Source organism: Rhizobium sp. P1_B8 (genome assembly GCF_056406515.1).
Window position 1 is genome coordinate 31,997 of sequence record NZ_JBFTZZ010000021.1, and the last position, 21,931, is coordinate 53,927.

Below are 21,931 nucleotides of genomic sequence, written 5' to 3' on the forward strand. Positions count from 1 at the left end.
CATGCCCTTGTTAGAAACCGCTCGTCGGCACATCGACCTTGGCTGTGAACAAGGCGCCCCTGCGGTCGCCGGCCGCGATGCATTCGCTCGGCCCAAGATAGGTGGACAAAAAAAGCTGACGCCCGTCAAAGCCACCCAGTGTGCACGACACGCCACGCCCTTCGAATTGGAAGTGGTCGGTGACTTCCCCACCTTCCAGCACCCGAACAAATTCTCCGGTGTTGAAGCAAGCGACCCAGACCGCGCCTTCGGCGTCCGCACAAATTCCGTCCGGTTGTCTCTCGCCCATGTCGGCAAAGACGCGGCTCCCGCTCAGTGTACCGTCCGCGGCAAGATCAAACGCGGTCAACCGTCCGACCCATGTTTCGGCGACCACCAGCGTACGTCCCGCGTCGATGACAACCGCGCCGTTGGGAAACTCTACTCCCTTGGCGACTTCGGTGATCGAACCGTCGAGGTCGACCCTATGCAGTGACGTCGATCTCGGCGTTTCGCCTGCGTCGTAATCGTAGCCGAAGTTACCGACGTAGATCCGACCAAGTTCATCGACAGCAAAATCGTTTACGTCGCCCGCGGCGTGAGCGCTAAGATCTGCGTATTCTTCCGTTTTACCACCGTGAAACCTCAGCAGCCTCTTATCTTTTGACGAGACGATGATCAGAGATCCGTCCGGTAGGAATCCAAGTCCGGAGGGACGGTGGGGAACCTGGCAGACGACCTCCCGTTCTCCTTCCGGTGAGATCGAATAGACGCGGTGATCGAATACATCCGACACCCAAAGACGGCCATCCCTCCATTTGGGGCTCTCCAGAAATATGAAATCGTCTGCGAAACGTTGCGCGTGCAGATGCCGCATCAAGCCCCTCCTCGGTTCTCTCGTAGATGAGTTGTTGCACCGTGCACCCGAATGATCCTCCATCATCCGAAACACAGCCTTTCATCAAATCACGATGCTACCAACCCGCATCAACCTGGATATTTTGGCCACTGATCAAGTCGGCTTGCGCCGACGACAAGAAAACTGCGAGATTGGCAATATCCATTGGCTCTATGCGGCGTTTGACGCTCTGACGCTCCAGAATCCATTGGTGATATTGCTCGCGGCGATCACCGTAGTGACGATACTCGGCGTCGGATACGACCGCACCTGGCGAAATTCCGTTGACGTTGATTCCAAATGGTCCCAGCTCACGTGCAAACCCCTTGATCAACCCGAACATCGCCCCTTTGGATGCAATATAGGGCACGAAGCCATCCCAATGGCCAGTAAGCGTCATAGAGGTCAGATTGACGATCTTGCCGTATTTCTGCTGCTTCATGTGGCGGCTTGCAACGCGTGTCAGAACAAAGGCAGCTGACGAATTGATGCGCACCTCTTCTTCGTATTCGTCGATGGAAAATTCTTCAAAGGGTCTGTTGTGAACATGCGCAGCATTGTTGACCAGAACGTCAATTCCACCCACGTCTTCTGCAAGTTGGGAAACGGCGGCTTCAGTCCCCGGCAAATCACCAAGATCACATCCGAAATAACGCGCGTTTGGGGACAATTTTGAAACCGTCTCCTGCGCACCGGGAGATTCTGGACGATCCAAAGCGACAACATTGGCCCCCTCTTCGCTGTAGCGGGTCACCAGCGCCTGGCCGATCGTGCCGAGGGCTCCGGTGATGAGGACATTTTTGCCAGCCAATAGGGCCATTTCATTTTCTCCTATTTCATTGCACTATCGTGCTTCATTCAACCGATAATGAGCCTTGCGCGGCGCCAGGCCGCGCAAGGCTTCAACGTCTTCCTGCCTTGGCTCAAAAGCGCGGGTTCACCATTCCGCCGGGCAGCCGGCCAGTGTGTCCTTTGTGATGATGGGAAGGTCGATAGTAACGAACTTGCCCTTCTTGTAGTCGGCATTGGTGGCTGCCGCATACATCTCCTTGAACATCAGCCGGCCAAGCATTTCAGGTTTGACGCAGACGGAGCCACTCAATTCGCCGGCCGCAATTGCTTCATTTCCGGTCTTCGAACCGCCGCTGGTTGCGATCAATTTTGTTTGGGAGCCACTTGCGCTAATGGCGCGGGCGCAGCCGATCGCCATGTCGTCGGCCTCGCTAAAGATCAAGTCGAGATCAGGCCGCGAGGTCAGGAAATTCTGGCAAATCGTCTGGCCGCTCTCCGGCGTCCAATCCGATGGCTGCGATGCGACGATTTCATATTTCTGGGCTGCGGCGTCGAGCCCCTTCTTGAAGCCCCGAATGCGTTGCTCGACAACGGCGTAACCGGGAGCGCCTTCGATGATCGCGATTGTCGCTGAACGATCTTTCGGCAGCAGGTCGAGTGCCAGCTTGGCAGCCTGCTCGCCCTCGACCACGTCGTCGGGGGCAACAAGCGCAGTGAGGCCCGGGTAGACGTCCCGCAGTTCGCGTTTGACGGGATCACCAACCTGGAGCGCAACGGCAACGATCGGAATCTTCTTGTCGCTGACACGGTCAACGAAGGATTGTGCCACGACCGAATCAAGTGGCAGAAAGCCAATCGCATCAACCTTCTGCGCAATCAGATCGTCGATCGAATTCCCCTGTTTTTCCACGCTCCCACGGGGGTCGAGCACCACTGTCTTGACGCCAGCTGCCTTAGCCTCGGCTTCAAAGCCTTTGGCTGTCGCCACGTTGTAGGGATATATCATGCTGCCTGGGACATAGCCGAACGTGAGGTCCTTCGCCCAGGGGTTTCCAGACATGACTGCAAGACTGCCGGCGCAGGCCAGTATAAGACGCGCAAATTTCTGCATTGGTTTCACTCCTCCTCTTTCCTCCCTGCCGATGTTGGCAGAGCGGTCTATTGGCCACGTTGTGGCACGCTGTCCCCGTGACATTTCGCTTGGCTGGCGTTCTCCCGACGCCATCTGCCTGCAATGTCACGCGGATAAACACTTAGCGGGAAGGCCGTTGGGCTTATATGAGTGAATCGGCAAAAGAATTTTGCACCTGGCGCAAAGATGGATTGCGCAGCGAGGTCTTAGAGGATGCTGTTTCGCCTATCTTGGGCATTGATATTGGCGCGCCATGGAACATGTGAAACGCAAGGACTGATCCGAATGGTCATCGTGGATGTAGACCACGACAATCGGGCGATCTAGAGCAAGGCCGGCTTCATAGATTATTCCGACATGTCCGTGCCTTTCGGCAGCCAATCGTTGACTCAGTAACGAGCAATTCTGACATTCAGCTTTGCAGCCAACGCAACAATCTGGCGCGATCGGGGTCTCCCTGGCGACTTAGGTCACTGTATTTTCGAGGTTTTCGGGCGCCGAACATCGTCGGTGGTGCAAATATGCTTTGGACCGAGCGCCGCGCTCACAGTTGACCGATTATTGGCGTTCATCATCATACGCCGTCCGTATTCAAGGGGCTGACGGTCGCTTCGGGAGGCGCGATGAATAAGGTGCCTTCCATGAGAGCCGCTTGACACGAGAGACGCTCAGCCAACCCATATGTCAGGAAAAAACCGATGGTCCCGTCTGAAGCAACAATCGATTGCGCCACAGCTCCAGGCGAACCGCAACGACTTAAAACGGATTGGAAACATATATTCAGTCTGCGGGAGATGGGCGTTTACTACGCGCTCCTTCTCCTTGTCTTGGTGCTTTCGATGACAACGACCTATCTTGGTCGTGCCAATTATCTAAGCCTGCTGAATGTCACCAATGTTCTTTATCAAGCGTCGTTGATCGGCATCATGGCGGTGGCGATGACTGTCATTCTGATCAGCGGTAATTTCGATCTTTCGGTTGCCTCCGTCGCCGCCCTGTCTGCGGCCGTCTTCGTCGGCAACGCGGATGCCATTGGCTTTTGGCCGGCATTTGCCGTCGCGATGACGGTGGCAATTGGGTCCGGCTTGCTAAATGGCGCGATCGTGCAATTCCTGGGAATAAACGCATTCATTGTGACGTTGGGGACGATGACCGCACTTCGTGGCGTCGTCCTGCTCTATACCAACGGTTATGCCCTGTCGGTCGAAAACACCGAAGTTATCGCAGCTATGCAGGCATTCGAAAGCGGTCGCATCAATGTTGGTTTCGTCATGTTGGCGCTCGGCATTCTTTTCCTGGGATGCGGCGTGGCAATGCTCTTTCAGGCACAAAAACGTTCCATTGCGGTGCGCCCGGCTATGGCCGCACTGGCCGTGATTGGTGTGTGTCTTCTTGCCCTGAGCTGGACGACCAACCTACAACTCATGTTGCCCAAGCCCGTCCTATACCTGTTCGCCTTTACGGCGATTGCCTGGTTCACTCTTACGTTCACAATGGTCGGACGGCGGCTTTACGCAGTTGGCGGGAACGCAGAGGCTGCGCGGCTTTCGGGCATTAACGTGCTGCGCTACAAGATCCTGGCATTCGTGCTGTGTAGCGCCTCTGCAGGCTTTGCTGGAATCCTGTTTGCAAGCAGGCTTAGATCCATCAATCCGGGCGGTCTCTCCGGCGCAGAGTTAACGGTCATCGCGGCGGCGATCCTCGGGGGTACGTCACTCTTTGGTGGTGCAGGAAGTGTCATCAAAACGTTGGCCGGCGCGTTGCTGCTGTTTTCGCTGTCCAACGGCTTCAATATTCTCAATCTCGGTGCGAACTACCAGGGTCTTATTGAAGGAATCGTCGTCGTGGTAGCTGCTGCGATCTATACGGTTGGCGGTAAGAATCGCGCCAAGACGCTCGGTGCAAAGACACAATAATTCAACTCATCTCTACTCTTCGATATCTCATTTTGTCTTCGCCCACGCGCACTCTGCCTTAGCGCATTTTCGAAAAAATCGGAGCCAAGTTGATCTGCGTGAGCCCCTAATGTCACAATGGCAACTTACCGCGAGAGCGTGATGCGGGAGGGCAGACGAGGTTCGGAGTCATGTGCCTGATAGATGCCTGCCCAGCCTTCCAAAAATACACCGTGAGGGATGGTGCAAGTCAGCGAAAGATATAATTTCAGCTTATATGCCAAGGGACAGATCTTGGCTTTTTCCTTTACATAAGGGGCCTAACGAGATCGATTGGCCACCGTATCAAAGCCGTCGGGTGGCCTTGAGCACAGGCGTGCTGGGAGGTCAGCGCGGATGCCAGATCATGTTGACCTGAGCATCTGGCTTAAATGCCAAAATTTGGGAGGAAGTCATGATTTCAAGAAGAGAAGTATTGATTGGGGCTGGCGCGGTTGGATCAGCTGCCATGCTTTCGAGGGTTGCCAAGGCGCAGGCCAAATGGCCTGCCCGCCCGATCACAATTACAATCGCCAATGCGCCGGGAGGCGATGACGACACGTTGAGCCGGTTCTTGGCGGAAACGCTTACATCCGAACTCGGCCAAGCCGTGGTCATCGAAAACCGTGGAGGCGGATCGACCACTATCGGAGTAACCGCAGCTTCATCGGCAAAACCCGATGGCTATAACTTTCTGTGCCTGCCCACGTCTGGTCTCGTACAGACCGTTCTGCGCGACAAACTACCCTACACTCTTGACAGCTTCACGCCGATTGTCGGGATTGGCGGTTATCCCCTGGCGCTTATAGCGTCCAAGAAAGCTGGGATAAACACCATCGATGACCTTATGGCTGCGGTTCATTCTCCCGAAGGCGTGACTTTTGCGAGCGCCGGCGTTGGCACCATTGCGCACCTGACTGGGACGGCGTTTATCAAGGAAGCCAAGGGCAAAGGTATCAATGTCTCCTATAAAAACAATCCGGACGGCATTCAGGGAATTGCCGGCGGCTTTACCCAAATGATGTTTGTGTCCGCACGTGAAGGGGCAATCCTCAAGGACGACGAGAATGTGAAGGTGCTTGCGGTCACATCGGCGGCCCGCACCAGCAATCTTCCAGACGTGCCGACCACCACTGAGATCGGTTACCCGCAAATCGATGGGCGAGTCTGGTACGGCTATCTTGCCCCCGCCGGTGTTCCTGAAGAAGTCGTGGCCAGGTTTGCTGCGGCGGTCGTCAAGGGAGTTCAAGATCCGAAATTTCAGGACCGCTTTGGCCCTCTCTCATTCCATACAGATCTCAAGACCGGTGAAGAATTCACGGCATTTCTCAGGAGCGAACAGGATCGGTTTCGCAAGATCATCACCGAGAACGATATCAAGCTGAATAACTAGGTCCATTGGCCATCTGCAGCCAGGGTGACGGCCATTTGCCAAGGACCGTCCCGCCTCTGCCCAGTCGTTCGACGCCGACGCCAGGAGTGGCGTCGACTTTTATCGTAACACCATCAGGACCGAGTTCAGGAGTAAGCATGCAAAGGTACCAGCTCTTTATCGACGGCGCGTTCACCGATGCAGAAGGTGGCGAATGGATCGAAAGTGAGGATCCTTATCAGGGCAAGGTTTGGGCAGAGATCGCCCGCGCAACGCCTGGTGATGTTGACCGTGCCGTCAATTCCGCGGTCAAGGCAATGGAGCGCGGTCCGTGGAGTAAAATGACAGCCAGTGCCCGCGGCAAGGTTCTCCGCAAGATCGGTGATCTCGTCGTCGCCAACGCCGACAGGATCGCGCGGATCGAGGCGCGCGATAATGGCAAGCTTCTCACCGAGGTTCGCGGCCAGCTGAACGGCGTTGCCGAATGCTGGTACTACTTCAGTGGTCTTGCCGACAAGATAGAGGGATCCTCGATTCCGATCGAGAAGGCGGACACTCTTGCGTTCACTCTTCGCGAGCCCATCGGTGTTGTCGCAGCGCTCACCGCCTGGAATTCACCGATATGGTTTGCCACCGTTAAATGTGCGCCCGCGCTGGCGGCTGGATGCAGTGTTGTCGTCAAACCGTCCGAATTCGCATCCGCGAGCACGCTTGAGCTTGCTGCTCTCGTTAAGGAAGCCGGCATGCCGGATGGCGTGTTCAATGTCGTCACGGGTTTTGGGCACGACGTCGGCGCTGCACTGGTCGAGCATCCTGGCGTGACGAAGATCACCTTCACAGGATCGGATGCAACCGGCGCGAAAATCTACGAAACGGCTGCCAGACATATGAAACGCGTGTCACTCGAACTCGGCGGGAAATCGCCTAACATCGTGTTTGAGGATGCGAATCTCGATCTGGCCGCCGCAGGTGTTGTATCCGGGATTTTCGGTGCGTCTGGCCAAATGTGCACGGCCGGCTCCCGTCTCCTTGTCCACAAGTCGATCAAGGAGGCTTTCACCGCGAAACTGATCGATCTTGCCAGCCACATCAAGCTGGGCGATCCGATGGACCCGAATACAAACGTCGGCCCCATCGCAACGGCGCCCCAGTTCAAGAAGGTTTTGGATTATCTCGATATTGCTCGGGCAGACGGAGCTCGCTGTATTTTGGGTGGCTACGCTGCTACCGGCGATGGCCTCACCGGCGGACAGTTCGTCCAGCCGACAATCTTTTCCGATGTGACCAATAGCATGCGCATCGCCCAGGAAGAGGTCTTTGGCCCGATCCTATCGATCATTGAGTTTAACACGGAGGACGAGGCGATCGAGATCGGGAACGATATCGCTTATGGTCTCGTCGCTGGGGTCTGGACGCAGAATATCGGCCGCGCCATGCGAATGACGAAGGCATTGAAGGTCGGTACGGTGTGGGTCAACACGTATCGCGCTTACAGCTACATGATGCCATTTGGCGGGATGAAGAAATCGGGGCTGGGACGCGAAGGCGGAATCGAGGCGATCAATGAATACCTCGAGACGAAAAGCGTGTTTCTGTTCACGTCCGACGAAGGGCCGGTCAATCCCTTTATCATGCGGTAGGTTCGGTAAAGGCTCGCCGTCTGCCACTTTTCGTTGACGTGACGAGCTGCCACGGATCGGCATCCTGACATTGCGCGATCTATATCGAATGACAGGCCCATTCTTGAGACATGCTGACAGGCATTCTGCTCACCGAGGACCTAACAAAAATTCGGGGAAGACCTCAAATGCAAGACCAACCGGAAGAAACCACAACTGGAAAATTAAACGCCAAGGATATTGCCACCGGCGTGTTCTTGATTGCCGTCGCGGCCATCGGTTTGCTCCTGAATCTGGAAAACGCAACGGGCACGGCCGCCCAAATGGGCCCCGGCTACATGCCCATGCTTATTTTCTCGCTTTTGGCGATCCTCGGTGTCGCTGTGATCGTCGTTGGATTGCGAAACGGTCCAGATCCGCTCGAAAGGTGGGCGTGGAAAGAATTGGTTCTTATCCTTGGAGCCATGGCCGCGTTCGGCGTGCTGATCGAACGGATTGGCCTCGCTTTGTCGGTCGCAACCGTTGTCGTGATCGCCAGCATCGCCGACCGCTCGCACTCCGTGTTGGGCATCGCAGGCATGACGATTGCTCTGGTTTTCATCTGCTGGCTGGTTTTCATCCTGGGCTTGAATTTGAACGTCTCGTTCCTGCCCCCTGGCCTGACCGAACTGTGAGCGAATAAACATGATCGACAATCTCGCGCTCGGCCTCTCGGTCGCAATGACGTTTCACAATCTCGGCTTTGCATTCATGGGCTGTCTGATCGGCACCGCCATTGGTGTTCTGCCGGGGATCGGGCCGTTGGCGACGATCGCTCTGCTCTTGCCTCTTACCTTCGCACTTGATCCCGTGACAGCAGTGATCATGCTTTCCGGCATCTATTACGGGGCACAGTATGGAGGATCCACTTCGGCAATCCTTCTCAATCTGCCCGGGGAGGTCACGGCTGTCGTGACGACGCTTGAGGGCCACAAGATGGCCCTGAAGGGCCGAGCAGGCGCCGCGCTGGCGGTCTCTGCGCTGGGATCGTTCTTCGCCGGCACGGTCGCCACCCTCGTGGTGGCCGCCTCTGGACCGCTGTTGACGTCGTTTGCGCTTTCGTTCGGCCCCGCCGAATACTTTTCACTCATACTTCTCGGACTGATCATTGCAACGGTCCTTGCCCAGGGCAGCATCTTCAAGTCCATTGCAATGCTTGCGCTCGGTTTGGCGCTTGGATTGGTCGGAACAGATATCCAAAGCGGCGAGGTTCGCTTCTCGCTCGGGTTTTTCGAACTCTTCGAGGGGATTGACTTCGTTGCTGTTGCCATGGGGATATTCGGTGTAGCCGAGATCGTCAGGAATCTGGAAAATCCAGAAAATCGCAACAAGACCATTTCCAAGGTTGGAAGCCTGATGTTGACCAAGGAAGAATTCCGGCGAGCAACTCCTTCGGTCATTCGCGGCACCATCGTCGGATCCGTGCTGGGAATTCTTCCCGGCGGCGGTTTGGCCCTGTCGACATTCGCATCCTACATTCTGGAGCGGCGCGTCTCAAAATACGGCCATGAATTCGGAACCGGTGCGATTGAAGGTGTTGCCGGTCCGGAGAGTGCGAACAATGCCGCGTCCCAGACCTCGTTCATCCCCATGCTCACGCTAGGCATTCCTGCCAATGCGGTCATGGCGCTGATCATCGGTGGTCTGATGATCCACGGCATCCAGCCGGGTCCGGGAGTGATTCAGTCTCAACCGAAGCTCTTCTGGGGCCTGATTGTCAGCATGTGGATCGGCAACCTCATGTTGCTTGTCATCAACCTGCCGCTCATCGGTGTCTGGGTGTCGCTGCTCAAATTGCCTTACCGCTACCTCTATCCAACCATCCTCGTTTTCTGTGCCATCGGTGTGTACTCCGTCAACTACTCCGCGTTCAACGTTTTCGAGACGGTGCTCTTCGGTTTCGTTGGCTACCTGCTTTACAAGCTGAGGTGTGAACCTGCGCCTTTGCTGATCGGCTTTGTACTTGGCCCGATGTTGGAAGAATATCTGCGACGAGCCATGGTTGTCTCTCGCGGCAATCCGATGGTGTTCGTTGAGCGTCCGGTCAGCGCAGTCTTGCTCGCGATTGCGGCTGCTGCACTGCTGGCAATGCTGCTGCCAACTATTCGGAAAAAGAAGGATGAGGCGCTGGAGGAATAAAGTCGGGTGGCAGGTTCTGTGGCTCCGGTAGAGTGATCAGAAAGAACCGGTGCCTGCCGCGCGAGGTGCTGCCGGCGGCGGCGCTGAACAGCATGGGCACCAACATCACCCGCCCGGCAGGTCCGGCGATCGGCGGCGCGATCGTCGCTGCGGCCGGTGCGCCGCCGCCTTCGCCGCCAACACGCTCAGCGCATAGTGAACTTAACTGCCGCACGTCCATACTCGAGCGCCCGTCTTGTTGGCCGTCAATGCCTGAGCGATTTTTGCCCACTGGTCCATTGCTGCCGTGCGCACCACGCGATGATGGCGGGAAGATATGTCATGGCGCGGGATATTGAACAAGTTGGCAATCGGGTCATGAACAGAGACGAAGCGTTGGAGATGTCGCCTCGACTTGAAGCGCTTCATGATCCGTTCTCGTCGTCGGATGGGCTGACGGGAATTCTCCGCCCGATTGTTTTGTCCCTTGTGCGATCGACGCTCTAAACCGGGCATGATATCTCGCTTTGCGGCGTCGCAAGGGCGCAGCTTGTCGGTGATCATCACACGCGGCGTGCGGCCTTGACCCCTTAAGAGCTTTCGCATTAGGTGCTTTGCCGCCTTGGCGTTGCGGCGGCTTTGCACCAGAACATCGAGAACGAAACCGTCCTGATCGGCGGCACGCCACAGCCAGTGTTTCTTGTACTTCAAACTTCGTTACGCAGACATTCGATGTAATTGAGCACGGTTGCGCTGTGAACGCCATGCCGCCAAAGCAAACTCATCTCCATCTCCGGCAATGGGTCCAAAACGTCCAGGAAGACGACACCTGGAAAATTAAGCGTCCGCACCGCTGATGGCGAGAACGCGACGCCCAGACCCGCCGACACGTAAGCCATTAAGCTTGTAATGTGGGTGGTCTTGTAGACGTGACGCGGAGAAAGACCGGGTATTGACGACAATGCTCCTTCGACATTGGACCGGCCGTCGGCCTCTGCATAAACAGCCAGGCTCTCTCCGGAGATATCGGCGATAGACGCCGACCGGGCAACCGCAAGCCGATGGTTGTCCGCAACCAGCAGAAGCCAGGGCCATCTACCGACCGCTTTTGATTCGACGCCCGTGACGTCACTTCCGACAGTTGCCGCGAATCCAACGTCGATCTCGTGCTTGAGCAGCGCCTCCGGGATCTCTCCGCTGGGCATTTCCTTCAACGTCACGGTGACCCGCGGCCAGTTTAACTTGAAACGTCTGACCGACGAAGAGACGAGACCGCTGATGGCAGCGTTCGCACCGAACCCGAGCCGAAGGGTTCCGGTCGCCCCGCGCGCGAACTCGATGACTGTGTCTATGGCGTTGCCTACCTGGGAAAGTGCGGCGTAGCTTTCACGGAGAAACTCCCGTCCGGGCTCCGTCAATTCCACCTTTCGTTTGGACCTTTCGAGCAGTTCGACGCCAAGGATGCGCTCGAGAGACTTTATCTGCGCGGTGAGGGCCGGCTGGACAATATTGAGCCTGGCAGCCGCCCGCCCAAAATGGAGTTCTTCCGCAACGGCCACGAAATAGCGGAGATGACGCAATTCGACCGCTGCCTTGCTTGTTCCATGGACATCCATCTCTGATCACTCCCGATGATTGCACGCAAAGCAAAAGCTATTGGAAATGATAGATCAACCTGTGCTTTTTGTCTGTCAAAAAGGTAAGACAAAATGCTTCAACAAACGCCCGTGAAAGGCTCGACACTCGCTTCGCCCAAAACCTCCGAACAGCACCAACTCGCACGTCCGCGGGGGAACTACACGAAAGTCCTCGTCCCATTGCTGGTGGTTGGAACTGTATGCGTTCTAGCAGGCCTAAGTTCGCAGCAGTGGGACCGCTGGACATCGGGCGCTGATGAGCAAACGACGGATAACGCCTATGTACGGTCCGAGTTGAGCCATCTTAGTGCTCGTGCCTCGGGGAACGTGGTGGCCGTCAAGGTCGGCGACTTCGAGCATGTGAAGGCCGGTGACGTGATCCTTCAAATCGATCCATCAGACTACGAGGCAAGGCGCGATCAGGCTAAAGCGACATTGGGCGCAGCGGTTGCCCAACGCAACAACCTCGACAATCAGGGGAATCTTCAAAAGGCCGAAATCCGTCGGTCAGAGGCTCAAGCCGTGGTTGCCCGCGCGAACGCGGATCTCGCCAAGATCGTTGCAAACCGGCAGACCACGCTCCTGGAAAAGGGTGTCGGTGCCCAGCAGCGGCTGGACGAAGCTACGGCGAACGAGAAGACGACTTCCGCTACCGCAGGCGCGGCGGAAGCCGCAGTCGCATCCGCCGAGGCACAGCTTCAATACATTGATGGTCAGAGAGCCCAACTCTCGGCAAACGTGGAGTCGGCCAAGGCAAGTCTCAGATCCGCTGAACTGGCTCTTTCCTATACGACCATCCTGGCGCCGTTTGACGGCATCGTCAGCGAGCGACAGGTCCACGTCGGGGATTACATCACGGCTGGCACCAATGCGATCTCGATTATCCCGCTGCCGAATGTCTACCTGATCGCCAACTTCAAGGAGACGCAGCTCTTTCGAATGCAGGAGGGACAGGCCGCAACGGTCACGGTCGATTCGCTTCCCGGACAGGCCTTCACCGGCAAGGTGACACGCCTGTCACCCGCATCCGGGTCGCAGTTCGCATTGCTGCCGGCCGACAACGCGACTGGAAACTTCACGAAAGTCGTGCAGCGCATCCCTGTGCGGATTGACTTTAACGGCTCATCCGCCCTCGATCGGCTTCGGTCGGGAATGTCGGCGGTGGTCACTGTATCGGTCGCCTCCAACCGTGAGTAACGACCATGGCCGATATCCTCCGTCTCCCGTTCTCCTTTACCGCGCGGCGAACGCATCACCCGATCATTGCCTTGTGCGGCATCTTCATCGGCCCCTACATGGCGGCCTCCCACACCCGGCTCTTCGGCCTCGGCCTTGGTGATCTCAGGGGCGTGTTCGGCCTGAGCTTTGACGAAGGCTCCTGGCTGAGCACGCTGGCCACCGCGCCTCAGCTTTTGGTGGCGCCTGCCGTGCCCTGGCTTGCCGCTACGTTCGGCGTGCGACGGGTCATGGTTGCTCCGGCGCTACTTTATGCACTTATCGCGGCGCTGATCCCGTTCGTCCGTGGTTTCGAGGCGCTCGCCATCTTGCATATTATCCAGGGCACGCTGCTCGGTGTCTTCGTGCCAGCGACGTTGATGATGATCTTCCGCAATCTTCCCGTGAGGTGGTGGATCACGGGAATCGCGCTTTACGCCTTCCGAACGGCTTTCACGTCGAGTTCAGGTACAGCACTTCTCGACTTCTATGTGCAGCATGTCGGATGGCAGTTCGTCTACTGGCAGGACGTCTTCCTGGCTCCCTTAATGGCACTCCTGATCTTCGTTGGCGCGCCGCACGAAGAGGTGAACCGCGATCTGCTTATGAAAGCGGATTGGGGCGGAAAGCTTCTGTTCGGCGCGGGTCTCGCAATGCTCTTCATCGCCGTCGATCAGGGCAACCGGCTTGACTGGTTCGAAAGTGCAGTGGTGATGTCCGCCCTGATCGGAGGTGCGGTGCTCATCGTTGCCTTCTTCATCAACGAAATGCTGATCGAACACCCATGGGCGCACATTAGCGCATTGGGCTCCCGCAACGTCGTGCTGCTTATGTCGATTGCCCTATTCTACATGATGACCAGCTTGTCGAACACCACGCTAGTCCCGAACTATCTGGCGACCGTCGCAGGTCTGCGGCCGGAGCAGATCGGTGCGACAATGGTCCAGTGGATTTGTATGCCGCTTGTCGTCATGACGCCCATCGCCGTCTGGGCCATGCACAGGACGGACGGCCGCTTCATCCTGTTGATCGGCCTCTGCTGTTTTGCGGCAGCCTCTCTTTTGGGGACCGGCCTTACGCCCGACTGGAGCGGTGACAATTTCCGAATGATCTACGTCCTTCAGGCCGTGGGCCAGATCCTGGCATTTCTTTCGATCATCGTATTGAGTGTTGCGAACGGCGACCCCAAAAGGGCGGCTGCCATAGGGGCCTACATACAGGTTATAAGGCTCCTTGGCGTGCAGACGGCCCAGGCACTGATGGCAACATTTCTTCGCAAGGGAGAACAGCTGCATTCCTACCTGATCGGTCTCAATCTCGAACGCGGATCGGAAGAATCGAACGTCACGATCGCCGCTCTCACTCACAGACTGACCAGCGCCGGTCAGGCAGTCGCACAAAGCCGTGCAACGGCGGTGTTGGCCCAACAGATGCAAAGACAGGCCAACGTCCTTTCCTACATCGACGCTTTCTGGCTCACATTCTTCTGCGCAATGGGCGGCGTAGTGATTCTTGCATTCGTTGGAAAAGCGCCGAAAGGCCCCCTCGTTGGCTGAAACCTTAACAGCCCGACAGATGTGATGGGTTCTGGTAGCTGCGCCGCCTCGGGCAGTCCAGTCGACGCGTGCGGTTTGTAATGTCCCGGAGGAGTCGCCAGCCTACTGGTGGAGGCACTTCTCTGCCCACAGCCGGACTGTTAGGTGCGAGACGATGATGCCGCGGGCGGCCAGCATGTCCTCGACCATCCGCAGGCTGAGAGGGAAGCGAAAATGAAGCCACACAGCGTGGGCGATGATCTCTGCAGGAAAGCGTTGGCGACGATAAAGCGGATCACGGAGCGTCATGATCCGTCATCGCACATAGACGTCCACGTTTCGTTAAGTTGACGATGCCATTGGACATGCATTGAGCACCACGTGTCTGGCTATGACGAACGGACAGGCGACAGACAATCGGGTTAGCATCCGTGCTGGATTGCAATGGACAACCAATGTAAAGGCATGCGCAACGCGCCGCTTTGCCCGACTGCCCGATCAAAAACTGATCAGACGCGCAGGCGCCTAGCACGAAAGTCGGAATTGCTTACGACTTGAGGGCGTGCTTGACTCTAAGAACTGTGATGCAGACTGCGCCGATCACCACAGGCACACAGATCAACATCACGAGTGGGTCAATATGGTAGCCTGCATGATCGGATGTTTCCAACACCAGTTTGATCAGACTGAGCAAATAGTAGCTGATCGCGAGGATCGAAAATCCTTCGACGGCGCGCTGGATCTTGACCTGCGTTGCTGCTCTTTCCGCCATCGCTTGGATTTGCACCGCGTTTTGATATTCAATTTCAACCTGGATGCGGGTCTGGAGGAGATCGATGAGATGCATCGTTGCGTGCGAGAGCTGCTCTAATCGCACAGCTGTCGCTTCACAGGTCCGTATCGCGGGCTTAAACCGTCTGGCCACAAAGACACCGTAGCGCTGGAAGCCGGGAACATGAGATTCCCTCAATTCAGCAATGCGTTCTTCGACTATCTTTGCATAGGCAATCGTAGCGCCGAAGCGGTTTCGTGTTTTCGCCGTCGCTGAGATCACCTGTGCAGACAGGATGGAGATCTCTTCAAGAAGGCTTCTGTGCTCGCTCGTAGGGGTCGTCAAATGTCGGTTGGTAAGCCCAACCAGCTTCCTGTCATAGTCAGCCAGCAGCGGTCCAAGACGCCGAGCTTCCGGCAATCCCAGGAGTGCCATGACCCGGTACGTCTCGATCTCGTAGACGCGCCGAACCATCCGACCCAGCCTGTAGGCATTAAGATCGGTGTTGAACAGGATGGCGCGGCTGCTGTTGGATGTGCTGACGCGAAAATCCGAACAAACCAAGGCCCCGCCGCCAACGATAGAAGCTGCAGTATCCGCGAATGCGAAATCTGTGAGGACAGAGCTGATGTCGCGCGGAGGCGCGCCTGAAACGAGAATCTCCAGTCGACAGATCAGCGTCGCATCTTTCAACCCGGACAGACCTCTGGCCTCGTCGATTGTCAGATTTGCTGTTGGCCAAACTGCCGGAGCATCCAGCAGCTTTGTTACCCTTGTGACGGTAACGAACTCGGTATGAACCTCGATCTGTGTCTGAACAGTTCCATCAGGCCCTTTGTCTCCGGATGCACGATGACCCGAACTCATCGCGACAGGTGTGGCTGGGCGCAATGCAATATATTCAACGAAGGACTGACCCGAAAAATAGATGGACGGTCTCGCATGCAATTCGGCATTGAAGTCGAGATCAACGTCGGTCACTTCTACCATTTCCTCGTTGCGTCCGGCCTGCGTCATTCAACGCGGCTATGCCGGTGGTCAAGCATTATTTCATTCAGGCCGACATGTGAGGTTGACGACTGGCAAACAGCTTCGGGCAAGGCCGTCCGCTGCCATGCCGACGGCGCCAACGAATTGCTTTGACCCAATCCCTACTACGTCGACGCTACGCCTGGCACTATTGCCGGTCACGACACAGGCGCCAAGTGCCGCGACCACTCGGCTATAAGATAACGCTATATGGCAGGCGTCGACGCTTCGCTTAGACGCTCGGTCCTGACGCGCGGCTATTCAAGAGCACAAGGGGTCCAGCGATTTCATCTCAACGTCAATCGCTGGACCCTTGCGCAATCTGCAGGAGGAAGCATTACGGGCGCGATCGCTTGCGTTACCCCCGTGTCCTCGTGTCAAAACCCGCATCGTGGTTCTGAGGGTATTTCACGTGGTCACGCAACGTTCCTAGCTGCTGTGCGTGTATCCACCATCGCATGCGATGGTCTGCCCGGTGATGAAGTTCGACGCCGGAGTGGAGAGAAACATCATGATCCCCACGAGATCGGTAGGCAGCATGCTTCGCTTTATACACTGCTGTGTCAGCTGCGTTTGTCGCAGTTCCAACGTCGGATTTACCGCCCGCTCCACTTCTGTCGAGACCGCTCCAGGTCGAATGCAGTTAACGTTGATCCCGTCGTCGCCGAGTTCGCGTGCCATGGCATTTGTCATGCCGATCATAGCCGATTTCGAAGCGACGTAATGCATGTAGTTCATCACGCCCTTCGTCACCGCATCTGAAGAGATATTGATGATCCGGCCCCACTTGGCCGCTCGCATTACGGGAGCGACCGCCCGGGCACACAAGAATGGCCCGGTGATATTGACCCGCATGACGCGGTCCCACTCGTCAAGCGGAATGTGTTCGAATTTGCGCTTGTCAAGGGTCGCGAATATCGCGGCATTGTTGATCAGCACATCGAGGCGACCATGTTCATCGATAATCGACTTCACAAGTCGGTCGACGGATGCCGCATCAGCAATGTCGACCTCGGCTGCGCTCGCCCGCCCTCCAGCTGCCAAAATTTCGGCTCTGACTCGTTCGGCGTTGTCGACATCGAGGTCGGCGACAATGGGGATAGCCCCTGCGGCGGCAAACTGACGGGCAAGCTCCCGCCCAATCCCTTGACCGGCGCCCGTGATCAAAATCACGCGATCGGTGAGGCTGAAATCCCGAGCCCAGCCGGGAACCCCAGAATCCTGAGGGGCTTGGACTTTGATATGTTCGGTCAATTGTTGTCCTCTCAAGGTCGAAAACAGACGTGGCCAGTGTGATGCCGCGCGGAGACAGTTGTTGATTGCGACCTATTCGGTGGTGGCAAACACCATGCTCCGTGTGGATTGGAAAATCTCACTTGCCGATGCAGGGCGGCGTGACAGCTTTGAAATCGAAACGAACATGCGGCGGACGCCTGTTGGAATCAACTGGGAGGGCAACGTCTGCAACCACAGGAGATAACAAAAGCTTATACCGCGGTTGGATTGCGCCTGTCCGGCGCTTGTAAGTGTTCGTAGAATACACCCAGTTGCCGTTGCCCAACCTGGTTCAAGCAGGTCGATGACGATGATTGTCTGATAGACAAAAGCCACGCCGAGGATCGGCGCAGTGCCGCGCGCCACTTTTTCCTCCTGCTGTAAGATGGGACGCTATGAAAGTTGCACGATTTATTGATGCCGGCCGGCCCAGAGTGGGTATTGTTGATACCGCAGCGGGACGCATTCATCCGCTCGATAAAAAGCTGAGCAATGTCATTGGTTTGATCAGGCTCACGACTGGCGGTTTTACCTATGGCGGATCAGATGGTAGCGGAATTCCCCTCGATACCGTGAAACTGCTGGCGCCGATCATTCCGGAGCGCAACATCTTTTGCATTGGCAAGAATTACCACGCGCACGCAAAGGAATTTTCTGTCAGCGGTTTTGAAGCTGGCGCTGTAAAGGGTCAGGAAACTGACGAATATCCGGCCATTTTCAGCAAGCCTCCAAGCACGGTCGTCGGGCCAGACGATATTGTCGAACTGCACCCGCAAGCCACCTCAGCGGTGGATTATGAAGCTGAACTTGCTTTCGTGATCGGGCGTCCCGGCCGCAATATTTCGGAAGCGGACGCTAGGAAACATGTCTGGGGCTACACAATCATCAATGACGTAACGGCTCGAGATCGGCAAAAAAATCACAAGCAGTGGCTTGCGGGCAAAGGGCTCGACACATTTTGTCCGATGGGACCGTGGATCGTGACGGCAGATGAAGTCGATGCCGAGAATTTGGACATTACATGTCATGTCAACGGTGAACTGCGACAGCAGGCGAATACCCGTGACCTCATCTTCAAAATTCCTCAACTGGTTGCAGCAATCTCTGCCGGTCTCACGTTGCAGGCTGGCGACGTTATCGCAACCGGAACCCCAGCAGGTGTCGGGATCGGGTTTAATCCACCGCGTTTTTTAACGGCCGGCGATCGCGTGGAAATATCAATTTCCGGCATCGGAACCATAAGCAACTCATTCGGCTGATGTGCAATAGCGCGGCCCGTCTACTTCCAGCTCATGGCCAACGCACCACGGCTGCGTTACGGACGGTCCCCCTGCGACACCTTGCGCGGGCGCGGACACTCCAGCCGTGTCGCTTCCTGCAGGCTGGCTTGCTCAGCCGGTCCCGCCTCCGGCCGACGACAAAGCTCCTGACCGACAGCTTCGACGAATTTCACCAGATCACGACTATGACCATCGAGATGATATCCATCTCGAAAGAACACAGCGATGTTCCGATCCAGAGCGGGATCGGTAATGGCAAGGCCGCATAGCCGTCCGTCCGCCAGTTCTGAACGAACAGCATGGGCAGGCAACACGGCAAGGTGATCACTGTCGATGACGAGCGATTTCAGCAATGTGACTGAGCCGCACACAGTGACGCGCTCCGGTGGCGCCAATTTTGCAATCTTCAAGGCGGCGGCAAGAATGGCATGCGCGCGACGCGCGGTCGGTGCCACCCAGGGGTAACGAACCAGAGTTTCCCAACTCAGATTTTTTGCTGTGCTTAGAGGATGTTCGGATCTGGCAATGACAAGAAGCTTGTCGCGAAAGAGGACGCGTTGCCGCAAGCCGTCTTCCAAATCATAGCACTCCGTAAATCCGAAAACGAAATCGAATTCACCCCGCAAAAGACCAATCAAAAGGTCGATCTGTGGGGCCTCGACGACTTGCAGATCGCGATCAGCGTGAGCCTCCCGCCATCTGCTTAGGGCCATGGGCATGACAGTGCTCGCCAAGCTCGGGAGACTACCAATGCGGATGGAGAGCGGGTGATCTCCGTTCACGTTCAACAATGCCCGTTCGGCCAATTCAATAGCGTCGCGCACCAGCCGCGCATGACCGTAAAGGACTTCACCGATCGGCGTGGGAGTCACACCGGTTGGTCCTCGCAGGAGAATTTGCAAACCCAACTCAGCTTCCAGTCTGCTCATGGACGTGGACAGAGCGGGTTGGGATATTTCAAGCGCCTTGGCCGCACTCTTCAAGCTGCCGCTTTCGATTATCGAGGCAAGGTAAAGAAGCTTCTTCGGATCTAGGTTGAGATGACTGGCGGGCATGGTGTTCCTACTCAGTTTTCCGATAGCCAGACATTGTTTGATGGCCACGGCCCAGTGCTGAGGCTCCACGGCCCAAGCGGAAATGAATCAGGTACGCTTGAAGAGCAGTGCCAACTGGCGCAGTCGACCGCGCGCTGCCTGCTTCGGGAATAATGATTACATTATAGAGCGTGGAGGTTCGCGGAACTGGGTATTGAATATATTATACCCCCCGTGCCGTCAACCTGGGTCAGTGCATTGGGAATGGCTGAACGAGTGGAAACAGGCTTTGTCCAATCGCCGCCATCCTTCAAATGAGAGGTCACTTCGATATAATCACTTGGCTGATTCAAGTTGCCGAGGCTTGAGTTTTCACCGGGCTGGCGATTGGTCCGAGCTGCCCCCGATGGTCAGCGTCACAGCGTGGCCAATCCTGCGACAAGGATGCCGCTCGCTACACAAACGCCCAAGACAACCCCTGACGTCAACAGGTCGGACCGAGCTTGCAAAACGGTGCACCCTTGTTTGAAACGTCGAACGCTTCGCCAACGACCATTTGAAGTGCGCAAACGGTGAAGGCGCGGCTGGCAAATTGCGATGGCGCAGGGATTTAAGTGAACGCACGCAAGGTCCATCGCGTGCCAGGGTGCCAACTGCGTGGCTGTCCTCGGTCGCCATCACCTCGCTGGAAATGCGAGATGGGACCTTCGTATCATCTTAAATTCTTCGCCTGAATGAGCCCCATTCAGCGTTGAGACATCGCTATCATGCATACCGACAGGACGGAATAAGGCTCGCGGCTGAAACTCCCAAGAAGTTTTGCGCGCCTCGTTTGATTAGGCCATCAGCGGTATGACGCTATCGAGTGACTTCTTGGCATCGCCGTAAAACATCCGCGTGTTTTCCTTGTAGAAAAGCGGGTTCTCGATCCCGGAATATCCAGTTCCCTGACCGCGCTTGGATACCAGGACGTGCTTGGCCCTCCAAACCTCCAGCACGGGCATTCCGGCAATCGGTGAGTTGGGATCTTCCAGAGCTGCAGGATTGACGATGTCATTGGAACCGATGACGATAACGACGTCCGTACTCGAGAAATCCGCGTTGATCTCATCCATCTCAAGAACGATATCGTAGGGTACCTTCGCCTCAGCTAGCAAGACATTCATATGTCCAGGAAGGCGGCCCGCAACCGGATGAATGGCAAAGCGAACCGTTTTCCCGGCTGCACGAAGCTTTCGAGTGAGTTCCGAGACCGACTGTTGCGCTTGCGCGACCGCCATTCCATAGCCTGGAACGATGATGACGCTATCAGCCTCGTTCAGGGCCGCTGCGACACCATCAGCATCGATCGCCACCTGCTCGCCGACAATCTCCATGGTGGGCCCTGTGACACCGCCGAAACCGCCAAGGATGACCGATATGAAGGACCGGTTCATAGCCTTGCACATAATATACGACAGAATTGCGCCAGAAGAGCCGACCAGTGCCCCGGTGACAATCAGCAGATCATTTCCGAGCGTGAACCCAATTGCGGCCGCCGCCCAGCCGGAGTAGCTGTTCAGCATCGAAACAACGACAGGCATGTCTGCGCCGCCAATGCCCATGATAAGGTGGTAACCGATAAAAAATGCGACGCCAGTCATCAAGATCAGCGTCCAGGCGCCCTGACCGTCGACATACATTAGCAGCATCATTAGGCACAGGATCGCCGCTCCGGCATTGAGAAAATGGCCGCCAGCTAGCTTTTTGGCTTTGCCGTCGACCTTGCCGGCAAGCTTGCCGAACGCGATGACGGAACCTGTGAACGTTACAGCGCCGATGAAAATGCCAAGAAAAACCTCGACCTTCATGATCGACAGCTCAACAGGTGTTTTATGGGCCAGGATGCCAGGAAATCCGTCCAGTGCGGCCCGCGTCGCCTCGTCCATGCCGGCAATCCGCAAAGCCTCGAGGTGGGCGTTGAAACCGATGAATACGGCGGCCAGGCCAACAAACGAGTGAAGGGCTGCCACGAGTTGGGGCATTTCGGTCATTTGCACACGGCTCGCAACGAAGTGCCCTAAGAGAGCGCCGCCTGCCACCATGAACGCAATGATAAACCAACTGCCAACGCCCGGGCCAAATACGGTTGCAATCACAGCCAGGGCCATTCCGACAATGCCATACCAGACAGCACGTTTGGCGCTCTCCTGTCCCGAAAGCCCGCCGAGTGAAAGAATAAAGAGCACAGCCGCAGCGATGTAGGCTGCTGAAACGATCCCGATCGTCATG

17 protein-coding genes and 3 pseudogenes are annotated in these 21,931 nt (G+C 56.4%); 9 read left to right on the top strand and 11 right to left on the bottom strand.

Annotation, left to right across the window (positions count from 1 at the left end):
• Positions 1-10: 10 nt before the first annotated feature.
• The 3 genes from AC1D2N_RS23565 to AC1D2N_RS23575 form a co-directional block, all read right to left on the bottom strand.
• Positions 11-856 (bottom strand): SMP-30/gluconolactonase/LRE family protein, encoded by an 846-nt coding sequence (locus AC1D2N_RS23565; protein WP_018517168.1) that lies wholly within the window; start codon positions 854-856, stop codon positions 11-13.
• A gap of 97 nt (positions 857-953) precedes the next feature.
• A complete protein-coding gene (locus AC1D2N_RS23570; RefSeq protein WP_018517167.1) occupies positions 954-1,697 on the bottom strand; it encodes an SDR family oxidoreductase in 744 nt (247 codons plus the stop codon).
• Positions 1,698-1,814: 117 nt separating this feature from the next.
• Complete coding sequence (locus AC1D2N_RS23575; protein ID WP_018517166.1) at positions 1,815-2,780, bottom strand: sugar ABC transporter substrate-binding protein; 966 nt, start codon at positions 2,778-2,780, stop codon at positions 1,815-1,817.
• A gap of 719 nt (positions 2,781-3,499) precedes the next feature.
• Here AC1D2N_RS23575 and AC1D2N_RS23580 point away from each other — a divergent pair.
• The 6 genes and pseudogenes from AC1D2N_RS23580 to AC1D2N_RS23605 form a co-directional block, all read left to right on the top strand.
• Positions 3,500-4,717: an ABC transporter permease gene (locus AC1D2N_RS23580; protein WP_104891214.1), complete on the top strand. Its 1,218-nt coding sequence runs from the start codon at positions 3,500-3,502 to the stop codon at positions 4,715-4,717.
• A gap of 433 nt (positions 4,718-5,150) precedes the next feature.
• Entirely contained in the window at positions 5,151-6,128 is a 978-nt protein-coding gene (locus tag AC1D2N_RS23585; RefSeq protein WP_026242387.1) for a Bug family tripartite tricarboxylate transporter substrate binding protein, read from the top strand.
• Positions 6,129-6,265: 137 nt separating this feature from the next.
• Positions 6,266-7,747 carry an aldehyde dehydrogenase gene (locus AC1D2N_RS23590; RefSeq protein WP_018517163.1) on the top strand — a complete coding sequence of 494 codons (1,482 nt, stop codon included), beginning with the start codon at positions 6,266-6,268 and terminating at the stop codon, positions 7,745-7,747.
• A gap of 167 nt (positions 7,748-7,914) precedes the next feature.
• A complete protein-coding gene (locus tag AC1D2N_RS23595; RefSeq protein ID WP_018517162.1) occupies positions 7,915-8,400 on the top strand; it encodes a tripartite tricarboxylate transporter TctB family protein in 486 nt (161 codons plus the stop codon).
• Between the two features lie 10 nt (positions 8,401-8,410).
• Positions 8,411-9,904, top strand: a complete 1,494-nt coding sequence (locus AC1D2N_RS23600; RefSeq protein WP_018517161.1) for a tripartite tricarboxylate transporter permease — start codon at positions 8,411-8,413, stop codon at positions 9,902-9,904.
• A gap of 53 nt (positions 9,905-9,957) precedes the next feature.
• A pseudogene (locus AC1D2N_RS23605) lies at positions 9,958-10,094 on the top strand (MFS transporter); the annotation flags it as partial.
• Positions 10,095-10,105: 11 nt separating this feature from the next.
• Here the strand turns inward: AC1D2N_RS23605 and AC1D2N_RS23610 are convergent.
• Together AC1D2N_RS23610 and AC1D2N_RS23615 are read right to left on the bottom strand one after the other, a co-directional pair.
• Positions 10,106-10,597 (bottom strand): annotated as a pseudogene (locus tag AC1D2N_RS23610) (IS6 family transposase); the annotation flags it as partial.
• Complete coding sequence (locus AC1D2N_RS23615) at positions 10,591-11,499, bottom strand: LysR family transcriptional regulator (RefSeq protein WP_477982113.1); 909 nt, start codon at positions 11,497-11,499, stop codon at positions 10,591-10,593. The pseudogene AC1D2N_RS23610 and the gene AC1D2N_RS23615, both read right to left, overlap by 7 nt.
• Positions 11,500-11,592: 93 nt before the next feature.
• Between AC1D2N_RS23615 and AC1D2N_RS23620 the strand changes: the two genes are divergently transcribed.
• A complete protein-coding gene (locus tag AC1D2N_RS23620; RefSeq protein WP_130747931.1) occupies positions 11,593-12,717 on the top strand; it encodes an HlyD family secretion protein in 1,125 nt (374 codons plus the stop codon).
• 5 nt (positions 12,718-12,722) lie between these two features.
• The gene (locus tag AC1D2N_RS23625; protein WP_130747930.1) at positions 12,723-14,291 is read left to right on the top strand and encodes an MFS transporter; all 1,569 of its coding nucleotides are present in this window, start codon (positions 12,723-12,725) and stop codon (positions 14,289-14,291) included.
• Positions 14,292-14,408: 117 nt separating this feature from the next.
• Here the strand turns inward: AC1D2N_RS23625 and AC1D2N_RS23630 are convergent.
• The 4 genes and pseudogenes from AC1D2N_RS23630 to AC1D2N_RS23645 all read right to left on the bottom strand — a co-directional run.
• Positions 14,409-14,579, bottom strand: a pseudogene (locus tag AC1D2N_RS23630) (IS6 family transposase); the annotation flags it as partial.
• Positions 14,580-14,817: 238 nt separating this feature from the next.
• Positions 14,818-16,059, bottom strand: coding sequence for a DUF3422 domain-containing protein (locus tag AC1D2N_RS23635; protein ID WP_477982116.1), 1,242 nt, complete (start codon positions 16,057-16,059; stop codon positions 14,818-14,820).
• A gap of 441 nt (positions 16,060-16,500) precedes the next feature.
• Positions 16,501-17,325: an SDR family NAD(P)-dependent oxidoreductase gene (locus AC1D2N_RS23640; protein WP_018517154.1), complete on the bottom strand. Its 825-nt coding sequence runs from the start codon at positions 17,323-17,325 to the stop codon at positions 16,501-16,503.
• A 72-nt stretch (positions 17,326-17,397) separates the two neighbouring features.
• On the bottom strand, positions 17,398-17,712 hold the full coding sequence (locus tag AC1D2N_RS23645; protein ID WP_130747929.1) for a hypothetical protein: 315 nt from the start codon (positions 17,710-17,712) through the stop codon (positions 17,398-17,400).
• A gap of 29 nt (positions 17,713-17,741) precedes the next feature.
• Here AC1D2N_RS23645 and AC1D2N_RS23650 point away from each other — a divergent pair, with 29 nt between their 5' ends.
• Entirely contained in the window at positions 17,742-18,605 is an 864-nt protein-coding gene (locus AC1D2N_RS23650) for a fumarylacetoacetate hydrolase family protein (RefSeq protein ID WP_026242384.1), read from the top strand.
• 56 nt (positions 18,606-18,661) lie between these two features.
• On the opposite strand, the gene AC1D2N_RS23655 is transcribed toward AC1D2N_RS23650, so the two are convergent.
• A complete protein-coding gene (locus AC1D2N_RS23655) occupies positions 18,662-19,681 on the bottom strand; it encodes a LysR family transcriptional regulator (protein WP_018517151.1) in 1,020 nt (339 codons plus the stop codon).
• Between the two features lie 815 nt (positions 19,682-20,496).
• A complete protein-coding gene (locus AC1D2N_RS23660; RefSeq protein ID WP_018517150.1) occupies positions 20,497-21,930 on the bottom strand; it encodes an NAD(P)(+) transhydrogenase (Re/Si-specific) subunit beta in 1,434 nt (477 codons plus the stop codon).
• Position 21,931: the final 1 nt, after the last annotated feature.